We start from the raw sequence: 9329 nt of genomic DNA, 5'->3' as shown, positions 1-9329 counted from the left end.
AAAACCCCCCCAAACCCCCCCACCCCCCCCCCCCTCCCCCCCTGGGGGGGGGGGGGGTGTTTTTTCCCGAAACCTGTGAAAAAAAAAAAAACCCCAACCACCAAACGACGGCGGGGGCGGGTGAGACGGGCGGCGAGGCGGCTGTTGGCCAGGTTCAGCAGGACGCGGAGCCGGCGGTGGGTCACGCCCGAGCCCGGCTGGTACGGGAGCCGCTCCAGGGGCATCGCCTGCGTCATGATCATGACGCCGTCCGACAGGCCAGTCGCCTTGAGCAGCGCGGTGACTGCCGGGCCGACGACGGGGTGTGCCATCGCCTCGCCCACCGAGGACCCCGGGGTCAGCGGCGTCGCGACGGCGTCCCCGGGCACCTCGGTCTCGGCCGCGACGCGCAGGTCGCGGCTCGACGCGCCCACCTCGACGCGGTAGGCGCCGCCCTCCACGTGCCACCGGTCGGCGCGCACGTCCCAGTACGCGAGGTCGGCCCGGTCCACGACCAGCTCGACCTCCCGGGACTCCCCCGGCGCCAGGTCCACGACGGCGAACGCGGCCAGCGCGCGCGGCGCCCGCGGGACGGCGGAGCCCGGCACGGACACGTAGCACTGCACCACCTCGCGCCCGGCCACGCCGCCGGTGTTGGTGACGGTCAGCCTCGCGGTGAGGCCGACGACGCCGTCGGCCGGCCCGGCGGCGACCGTCAGGTCCCCGTAGGCGAACGTCGTGTACGACAGCCCGTGGCCGAACGGGTACTGCACGGCCAGGTCCCGCGCGTCGTACCAGCGGTAGCCCACGAAGATGCCCTCGCCGTAGGTGACGTGCAGGCCGGTCCCGGGAAAGCTGGTCCACGCGGGGGTGTCCTCGAGGCGCAGCGGGACCGTCTCGGCCAGGCGGCCCGACGGGTTGACCCGGCCGAACAGGACGTCGGCCACCGCACCGCCGCCCGCCTGGCCGAGCAGCCAGCCCTCGACGATCGCGGGCACCCGGTCCGCGAAGCCCGACAGCCGCACCACCGAGCCGTTGGAGAGCACCACGACCACGCGCGGGTTGACCGCCAGCACCCGGTCCAGCACGTCGAGCTGGTCGGCCGGGAGCTCGATGTGCTCGCGGTCGCGGCCCTCGGCCTCGGCCGACTGCGGCAGGCCCGCGAAGAACAGCACCACCCCGGCGTCCCGGGCCGCGGCGACGGCCTCGTCGGCGAGCGCCTCGTCCGTGCGCGCCCGGTCGCCCAGCGCCCCGTCCGCGAGCGCCCCGCCGCCCGAGCCCAGCCCGTACCCCGGCGCGAACACGACGTCGGTCGCCGAGTCGCGGATCGCCGCGAGGGCGTCGTCGACCCGGGTCGGCACGATCTGGGAGGAGCCCGCGCCCTGGAACCGTGGTGTCCGCGCGAGCTCGCCGATCACGGCCAGGCGCGTGCGCGGGGCGAGCGGCAGCAGGCCGCCGTCGTTCTTGAGCAGCACGATCGCGCGGCTCGCGGCCTCGCGGGCCAGCGCGTGGTGCGCGTCGTCGTGCCAGGGCGCGGGGTCGTCGCCCCGCTCCGCGAGGAGCGCCCCGGGCGCGGCGTCCGCACCGGGCGCGACGGCGTCCGCCCCGTCCGCGGCGGCCGGCGCCCGCGCGGCCGACTCCCGCGCGGCCCGAGCCGCGAGCGCCAGCGCGACCACCCGGGCGGCCGAGCGGTCGACGTCGGCCGGGTCGAGCGCGCCGGACCGGACGGCGGCGACGATCTCCGCGACCCGGGCCTCGCCGGCGCCGGGCATCTCCAGGTCCAGGCCCGCGCGGATGCCGGCGAGGCGGTCGTGCACGGCGCCCCAGTCGGACATGACGAGGCCCTCGAAGCCCCACTCGCCGCGCAGCACGTCGGTGGTGAGCCGGCGGTCCTCGCCGGTGTGCGTGCCGTTGACGCGGTTGTAGGACGACATGAGCGTGGCGGGCCGCGCCCGGGTCACCACGCGCTGGAAGGCGCGCAGGTAGATCTCGCGCAGGGTGCGCTCGTCGACGTCGGCGGAGACGCGCATGCGCTCGGTCTCCTGGTTGTTCGCGGCGAAGTGCTTGACGCACGCGGCCACGCCGCCACCCTGGATCCCGGTGACCAGGGCCGCGCCGATCTCCCCGGCGAGCAGGGGGTCCTCCGACACGTACTCGAAGTTGCGCCCGCACAGCGGGCTGCGCTTGATGTTGATGCCGGGGCCGAGCACCACGTCGACGTCGCGTGCCCGCGCCTCGGCGGCCACGGCCGCACCGACCCGTGCCACGAGGCCGACGTCGAAGGTGCTGCCCAGCGCCACCGCGGGCGGGAAGCACGTGGCCGGGACCGCGCCCTCGATGTCGCCGACGTCGGGGGCGAGCCGGCGCACGCCGTGCGGCCCGTCGGCGAGGTAGACGGGCGGGACGCCGGGCGCCTCCGCCGTGGACCAGAACGAGGCCCCGGACAGGAGCCGGGCCTTCTGCTCGACCGTGAGCGCCCCGGAACGCGACTTCTTCGTCATGCGGTCACGCTAGCGGCCACGCGCGCCGGGTCCAGGGGTGCCGAAATAAAGCCGTGCGCCCCGGTTCCGCCCGGAGCACCCTGGGTTCATGACCACTTCCTCTGCAGCACCCGCCCCGGCGACGTCGGCGTGGCGGCTCATGGACCCTCCGCACGCGACCTCGCTCGACGAGCCCGACGCCTGGGCGTACCGCGGCATCGCGGAGATGCACGCCGCAGCCGCGGTCGTCGACATCGGCAACGCGGACGCCGCCCCGACGCCGATCGGCGTCCTGGTCGGCATGAACAACCAGAGCTACGTGCGCAAGCTGCGGCGGATCGCGGTGGTGGACACGCCCGCCGGGCCGCAGGTGGTGGGCGAGGCGACGGTGTTCCTGCAGGTCCGCGCCAACCCCGAGCTGGCCATCGGCGGCATCGTGGTGCACCCGGAGCACCGGGGGCGCGGCATCGCCACGGCTCTCGCGCAGTGGTCGCGCGACACGGCGCGGGCGGAGGGCCGGACGTCGTTCATGACGTACGTCGACTTCGGCCCGCAGAAGCCGGCGGGCGAGACGCTGGCCCCGGCGTCGGGCAGCGGCGAGGTCGCCGCGGACCTGCCGGGCGTCCTGCTCGCGCAGAAGCTGGGCCTGACGCTCCAGCTCGTCGAGCGCCGCTCCCGGATCGACCTGCCGGTGCTGCCGGAGGCGGTGTCCCGCTTCGAGGCCGAGTCCCGCGCCGTCGCGGGCGACGCGTACCGCGTCCACACCTGGACGGCGCCCATGCCCGAGGAGTGGATCGAGCAGTACGCGGCCCTGGAACAGGCGCTGTCGGACGACGAGCCGCGTGGCGGCCTGGAGGTCGAGTCCGACGTCTGGGACGTGGAGCGGATCCGCACCGAGGAGGCCGCGATGACCGCCAAGGGCGACCAGTACGTGGTAACGGCTGCCGAGCACGTGGCCACGGGCGAGCTGGTCGCGATGACCATGCTCCAGTGGAACGACCTCCAGCCCGAGCACACCAACCAGCAGGCGACGGTGGTGCTCAGGACGCACCGCGGGCACCGGCTCGGAATGCTCGTGAAGGCCGTGAACCTGCGCGAGCACGCACGCCTGCGCCCCCAGGCGCAGCGCATCTACACCTGGAACAACGAGGAGAACCCGCACATGCTCGCGATCAACATCGCGCTCGGGTTCGTGCCGGCGGGCGGCTGCGCCAACTTCCAGGGCCCGCTGACCTGACGCAGGACGGCGGCGCAGCGTCAGAGCAGCTCGGCGGTGAGGTCCGGGCCGTCGCCGAAGGCGGCGTCGTCGTCGAACGGCCACACCGGCCCGCCCAGGCCGGTGCGGCGCAGCCGCTGCGGGTCCTGGTCCACGCCGCCCGGCGTGAGCAGGAGCATCCAGTCCTCGGCCATCTCGTAGAGCTCGGTCTCGAGGTTGCCGACCTTGACCACCACGACGTCGGTGCCCCGCGGGTCCAGGCCGATCGCGGTGAAGTCCGACTCCAGGTGGTACGCCCGACGGCGCTCGGTCAGGACCACCCGCAGGCCGCCCACCGCCACCACGCACACGATGCCGGCGAGGGGGTCGTCCGCGCGCACGTGCTCGACGACGCCCCGCAGGACCACCGGTCCGTGAGGGCCGTCGTCGACCCGGGCCCCGGCCTCCACCTCGACGGTGGCGCCCACCCCGGCGGCGGCCACCGTGCGGGCGGCCCCGGCGTCGGGCAGGGCGGCGTAGATCGCGGTGCGGCCGCCGTCGGCGGGCGGGGTCGCGAAGGCGGGCTCCGCCAGGAGCCGGGCGAGGGTCCAGGTCACGTCGCCCGCGCCGCCGGCCATGGGGTTGTCGCCGGTGTCCGACAGGACGAACGGGCGCGCGTCGCTCGCCAGCACCGCGCGCAGGCACTCCTCGTACGAACCGGCGGGGGCGACGAGACCGAACTCCGCGCGGGCGTCCCAGTACCGGCGGGCCAGGCGTTCGGCCTCCCGGGCGATGACGGCGTCGTCGTCGCCCGTGACCACCACTGCGGCCCGGCAGCGCGGCTCGTCCGCCCACGCGTAGCCGACCCAGACCGAGGCGTCCAGCACGCCGTCCAGCGCCCCGACCCGCGCGACGTCCTCGTAGAGGCCCTTCGCGGGCTCCTGCCGGGTGCTCGTCCGCTCCCCCGGCAGCAGCACCGGCACCTGCACCCAGGCCTTGCGCGGCCGCCCGGCGCCGTCGACGCGCCGCAGCAGGTCCGTGGCCGCGCGCTCGCGCGCCTCGTCCTCGTCCTCGTGCGGGGCCGTGCGGTGGCAGGCGATGAGGTCGACGGTCGCGGCCAGGTCGCGGGACACGTTGCCGTGCAGGTCCATGGACGCGGAGACCAGGCAGTCCGGCCCGACGGCGGCGCGCACCGCCCGCGCGAGGTCCGCCTCCGCGTCGGTGTGGCCGAGCACCGCCATGGCCCCGTGGATCTCCAGCAGCACCCCGTCGAACGGGCCCTGCGCCTCCAGCGCCAGGCCGATCTCGGTGCGGACCGTCTCGTAGACGTCCGCCGGGACCGCGCCGCCCGGCAGCGCCCCGGCCCGCAGGATGCCCACCCACTCGGCCTCCCGGCGCAGGGCCGTGCCGTCCCGCAGGAACGGGTACCGCCGGACCAGCTCGTTGCCGCGCAGCAGGGTGAACGCCTCCCAGCCCGAGCGGTGCGGGGAGAACGTGCTGGACTCGATGGCCATGCCGCAGATCGCGATCCGCGGTCGACGGGGGGTACGGGTCACGCGCGCAGTGTAGGCGCGCCGGGTTACTACTTCCGTACATCTGCCGACATGTCGGAACCTCAGGGCACCCGGGTGACGTGAGGTTCCGACACGTGGCGGGGGCGGATCAGTCGTCCGCGTCGTCCGGCGTGTTGTCGTTCGGGGTGTCGTCGGCCGGGGACTGGTAGTTCGCGTCGTCCGGCGAGTCCGCCGACTGCGCCGACCCCGCCGTGTCGTGGGCCGACTCGTTCGGCGAGTCCGCCGACTCCGGCGACGGGTCGTAGTTCGCGTCGCCCGGCGAGTCCGCCGACTGCGCGGACCCCGGGGTGTCCCGCGCCGACTCGTTGGGCGAGTCCGCCGACTCCGGCGAGTCGTCGGTGGGCGCGGCGGTCGCCCCGCCGGCGGGTGCGGTCGCCCCGGACAGCGCGACGGCGGCGGTGGACTCGGCCCGCGGGGCGGGGTCGTTGAGCGCGGCGGCCGTGCTCGCGCCCACGATGCCGATCACGGCGGCCGTCCCGACGACGGCCCAGCGCTTCTTCATGGTCGAGGGGTTCATGCGACCGACCTCCCGGGTCTCCCGGCACCCCCGTCGGGTGCCTGCTGACGACGAGTCTGCCGCGCCCGGATGAGGCGACGAGGAGAGCCGGATGAGACAGCTCTCATGTGGTCCGGGCGGCCCAGCAGGCGGCCGCGCCGGCCCGGCGGGGCCTCATCCCCGGAACCGGTAGCCCGCGCCCCGCACGGTCTCGATCCGGTCCGCGCCCAGCTTTCTGCGCAGGTACCGCACGTACACGTCCACCACGTTGGACCCGGGGTCGAAGTCGTACCCCCACACGCGCGACAGGAGCTGCTCGCGCGACATGACCTGCCCGGGGTGCTGGAGGAACACCTCCGCGAGCGCGAACTCCCGAGCGGACAGCTCCACCTCCCGACCTGCCACGGTCGCGGTGCGGGTGCGCAGGTCCAGCCCGACGCCGCCGTGCTCCAGCCGGTCCGACGGCGCGGCCTCCGACGCCGCCTTGCGCAGCCGCAGCCGGATCCGCGCGAGCAGCTCGTCGAACCCGAACGGCTTGGACATGTAGTCGTCCGCGCCGCCCTCCAGGCCCGCCACCCGGTCCGACAGCGAGTCGCGCGCGGTGAGGATCACGACGGGCAGCGTGGAGCCGACGTCGCGCAGCCGCTGGAGCACCGTGAACCCGTCCAGCACGGGCAGCCCGATGTCCAGCACCATCAGGTCGTAGCCGCCCGACATGGCGTGGCCGAGCGCCGAGGCGCCGTCGGACACCACGGTGGGCTGGAACCCGTGCGCCTTGAGGCCCTTGCGCACGAACTGCGCGATGCGCTCCTCGTCCTCCGCGATCAGGATCTGGTTCACGCCGCCTCCTCCTCCGCCGCCGCGCCTCGTGCCGCCGGTCGCTCGCCCTGCCCGGGTCCGGCCACGGGCCAGGTCATCACGAACCGCGCGCCGCCCCCGTCGGACCGTTCCACCACCACGTCCCCGCCGTGCCCCTGCGCGATGGCGCGCACGATCGCGAGGCCCAGGCCGGAGCCCGGGACGCCGCCCGCCGTGCTCCCCCGCGCGAACCGGTCGAAGATGCGGTCCGCCTCCTCGGGCGGCACGCCCGGCCCGGTGTCCCGCACCCAGAGCCGGACGACGCGGCCGGACGCGCCGTCGAACACCTGCGTGCCGATCCCCACCTCGTCGTCGGCGCCGGTGAACTTGACCGCGTTGTCCGCGAGCTGGAGCACGGCCTGGGTGAGCCGGTGCGCGTCGGCGGAGACCTCGGCGTCGGCGCGCGCGTCCACCACCCAGCGGCGGTCGCCCAGCGCCCGCGCCTTGTCGTGCACGTCGTCCGTGAACCGGCCCAGGTCCACCGGGGCCGGGGCCACGAAGTCGGACCGCTCCGCCTTGGCGAGCAGCACCAGCTCCTCGACGATCTGCCCCATCCGGGAGGTCTCGTCCAGCAGCAGGTCCCGGGTCTCGCGCACGTCGGCCGGGTCGTCCGGGTCGAGCACCTCCAGGTGCCCGCGCAGCACCGTGAGCGGTGTCCGGAGCTCGTGCCCGGCGTCGTCCAGGAACTGGCGCTGCGTCTCGATGGCCGTGGACAGGCGGTCGAGCATGGTGTTGAAGGCGCCGGCCAGCTCGCCGAGGTCGTCGTCGGTCGCGACGGGCACGCGCTGGGACAGGTCGGTCTCGGTCACCCGGGTCGCGGTGGCGCTGAGCTGGCGCAGCGGGCGCAGCAGGCGGCTGACCACGAGCCAGGCGAACACGCCCAGGAGCACGAGCGCCACGCTGCAGACGATCGCGTAGGTGCGCATCACGGCGGTCTCGGCCTCGAGCGACTGGTCCAGCGCGGACGCCATGACGTAGGCGCCCACCTCCTGCCGGTCCGGCACGGTCACCGGCACGACGACGAACCACACCCGGCCGATCTCGGTCTCGATCTCGCGCTGGACGGTCGTGGACGTCTGCGGCGTGAGCTCGTCCACGACCTCCTGGACCAGCTCGCTCTCCACGACCACCCGGCTCGCGGCGGGCGGGTTGGACTGCTGGTGCGCGCCGTCCAGGTAGCTCACGAACATCTCGTTGGAGCCCGGGACGTTGCGCTCCATGGCCACGCTCATGAGCCGTCCCGCGCCGTGGAAGTCCTCGCCCGTCTCCGGGTCCACGCCGTCGGCCGCGAGGCGCTGGAGCTCGCCGATCTCCTGGTCGAAGTCCTCGGAGATGTCGTCCATGATCTGCTGGGACTGGATCGCGTGGGTGAGCAGGCCGGCCCCGAGGAGCCCGATGGCGGTCACCGCCACGACCACGGCCACGACCTTGGCCCGGACGGACGGCCTGCGCAGGCTCATGCGCCGCCCACGCCGGCGGTCGCGAGGCGCGAACCGTCGAGCCAGGCCGCCACGACGTCCAGGCGGCGCGACGTCGCCGCCTGCCAGTGCCGCTCCTGGACCCGGTGCGGGCCGGTGGCCAGGGAGAGCAGCACGCCCGCGACCCGGGCGGCGAGGTCGCTGCGGTCCGCGCCCCGGGTGCCGGGCGCCGTCACGAACCCAGCCGTGTAGTCCGCCGCGAGCCGGCGCATCCGCGACGCGCGGGCCACGTGCGTGGGGTCCGAACCGCCCACGAGCGAGAGCACGTCGATGTGCGCCACCAGGCAGGCCAGGTCGTCGGCGCGGTGGCCGGGCCCCGCGGAGTCGACGTCGAGCAGGCCGGTGACCCGCCCGTCGGTGAGCATGATCTGCGCCTCGTACAGGTCGCCGTGCGTCGGGTCGGTCCCGGCACCGCGCTCCGCGAGGCGTTCGGCGACCGCGCCGGCCAGGTCGCTCGCGCGGCCGGCCTCGGCAGGCAGGGCCGCGCCGATCACGCCCGCGTAGTGCTGCGCCGACTCGCTCCAGGCCGGGCGGCGCGGCAGGTCGCGCACCTCGGCGGGCAGCCGGTCGAGCAGGTCCAGGATCGCGGACGGCGAGGGGATGCGGCCCCCGTCGCGGATCGCGGTGCGCATCTCGGTGCCGTGCAGCGGGGACAGCACCAGCAGGCCGTCGTCGGACCAGCCGAGCGGGCGCGGCACCGGCAGCCCGGCCCGCGACAGCAGCGCGTGCCGCTGGTGCAGGTCCGCGACCTTGCGCGGCCGCAGCACCTTGAGGAACACGTGCGACGCCGCCGCCGTGGCCTCCAGCACGGCCCGCCGGGTGGGCCGGTAGGCGCGCACCTTGAGCTCGGGGTGCGCGCGTTCCCGCGGGCCCACGCCGAGCCCCGCCAGGAGCTCCTCGACGGCGGCGGGGTCGAACGCGCGCGGCAGGGCCGGCAGGGCCGGGTCGCCGGGGAACCGCCACACCGCGACGGTCGCGTCGCCGTCGGACAGCGTGACCACGCCCGGCTTGCGCCCGTCGCGGGCCCGGCCCACGCTCGCGCCGAGCGTCTCGGAGCGCTCGACGCCGTTCCAGCGCACCGTCGCGCGGTACGCCACCGTCGTCGTCGAGCCGGGTCGGTGGTCCACCTGCCGCACCCGCCAGTCGACCAGCTCCCCGCCCGCCGTCGCCACGGCGGCGTCGAGGAGCCCCGCGGCGGACTCGCCGGTCAGCAGATCGAGGTGCGTGGTCATCACGTCATCCTCGCAGCCGGGCGGGGCAGAAGCGCCC

7 protein-coding genes are annotated in these 9329 nt (G+C 75.5%); 1 reads left to right on the top strand and 6 read right to left on the bottom strand.

Going from position 1 to position 9329, the window contains the following annotated elements:
- Positions 1-2480, bottom strand: a 2480-nt coding sequence (locus ACFV9Q_RS21635; RefSeq protein WP_377236108.1) for a glycoside hydrolase family 3 C-terminal domain-containing protein, incomplete at its 3' end; no start/stop codon positions are given.
- A gap of 88 nt (positions 2481-2568) precedes the next feature.
- Between ACFV9Q_RS21635 and ACFV9Q_RS21630 the strand changes: the two genes are divergently transcribed.
- On the top strand, positions 2569-3696 hold the full coding sequence (locus ACFV9Q_RS21630) for a GNAT family N-acetyltransferase (protein WP_377236107.1): 1128 nt from the start codon (positions 2569-2571) through the stop codon (positions 3694-3696).
- A gap of 20 nt (positions 3697-3716) precedes the next feature.
- Here the strand turns inward: ACFV9Q_RS21630 and ACFV9Q_RS21625 are convergent, their stop codons facing one another.
- From ACFV9Q_RS21625 to ACFV9Q_RS21605, 5 genes are all read right to left on the bottom strand, one after another.
- On the bottom strand, positions 3717-5210 hold the full coding sequence (locus ACFV9Q_RS21625) for a M81 family metallopeptidase (protein WP_377236106.1): 1494 nt from the start codon (positions 5208-5210) through the stop codon (positions 3717-3719).
- A 106-nt stretch (positions 5211-5316) separates the two neighbouring features.
- Positions 5317-5745, bottom strand: a complete 429-nt coding sequence (locus ACFV9Q_RS21620) for a hypothetical protein (protein ID WP_377236105.1) — start codon at positions 5743-5745, stop codon at positions 5317-5319.
- A 153-nt stretch (positions 5746-5898) separates the two neighbouring features.
- Positions 5899-6564, bottom strand: a complete 666-nt coding sequence (locus tag ACFV9Q_RS21615; RefSeq protein ID WP_377228847.1) for a response regulator transcription factor — start codon at positions 6562-6564, stop codon at positions 5899-5901.
- On the bottom strand, positions 6561-8042 hold the full coding sequence (locus ACFV9Q_RS21610; protein WP_377228848.1) for a sensor histidine kinase: 1482 nt from the start codon (positions 8040-8042) through the stop codon (positions 6561-6563). Before ACFV9Q_RS21610 ends, ACFV9Q_RS21615 begins: the two co-directional genes overlap by 4 nt.
- On the bottom strand, positions 8039-9292 hold the full coding sequence (locus ACFV9Q_RS21605) for a phosphotransferase (protein WP_377236104.1): 1254 nt from the start codon (positions 9290-9292) through the stop codon (positions 8039-8041). The genes ACFV9Q_RS21610 and ACFV9Q_RS21605 overlap by 4 nt, the downstream gene beginning before the upstream one ends.
- Positions 9293-9329: the final 37 nt, after the last annotated feature.

It is taken from the genome of Promicromonospora sp. NPDC059942, assembly GCF_042731755.1.
Classification (GTDB): Bacteria; Actinomycetota; Actinomycetes; order Actinomycetales; family Cellulomonadaceae; genus Promicromonospora.
This window is presented reverse-complemented; position numbering and strand designations above follow the sequence as displayed.

Bases quoted from the DNA above. Each gene is read 5' to 3' on its own strand.
- ACFV9Q_RS21630 (WP_377236107.1), top strand. From the start codon at position 2,569: ATGACCACTTCCTCTGCAGCACCCGCCCCGGCGACGTCGGCGTGGCGG.
- ACFV9Q_RS21620 (WP_377236105.1), bottom strand. From the start codon at position 5,745: ATGAACCCCTCGACCATGAAGAAGCGCTGGGCCGTCGTCGGGACGGCC.
- ACFV9Q_RS21610 (WP_377228848.1), bottom strand. From the start codon at position 8,042: ATGAGCCTGCGCAGGCCGTCCGTCCGGGCCAAGGTCGTGGCCGTGGTC.
- ACFV9Q_RS21605 (WP_377236104.1), bottom strand. From the start codon at position 9,292: ATGACCACGCACCTCGATCTGCTGACCGGCGAGTCCGCCGCGGGGCTC.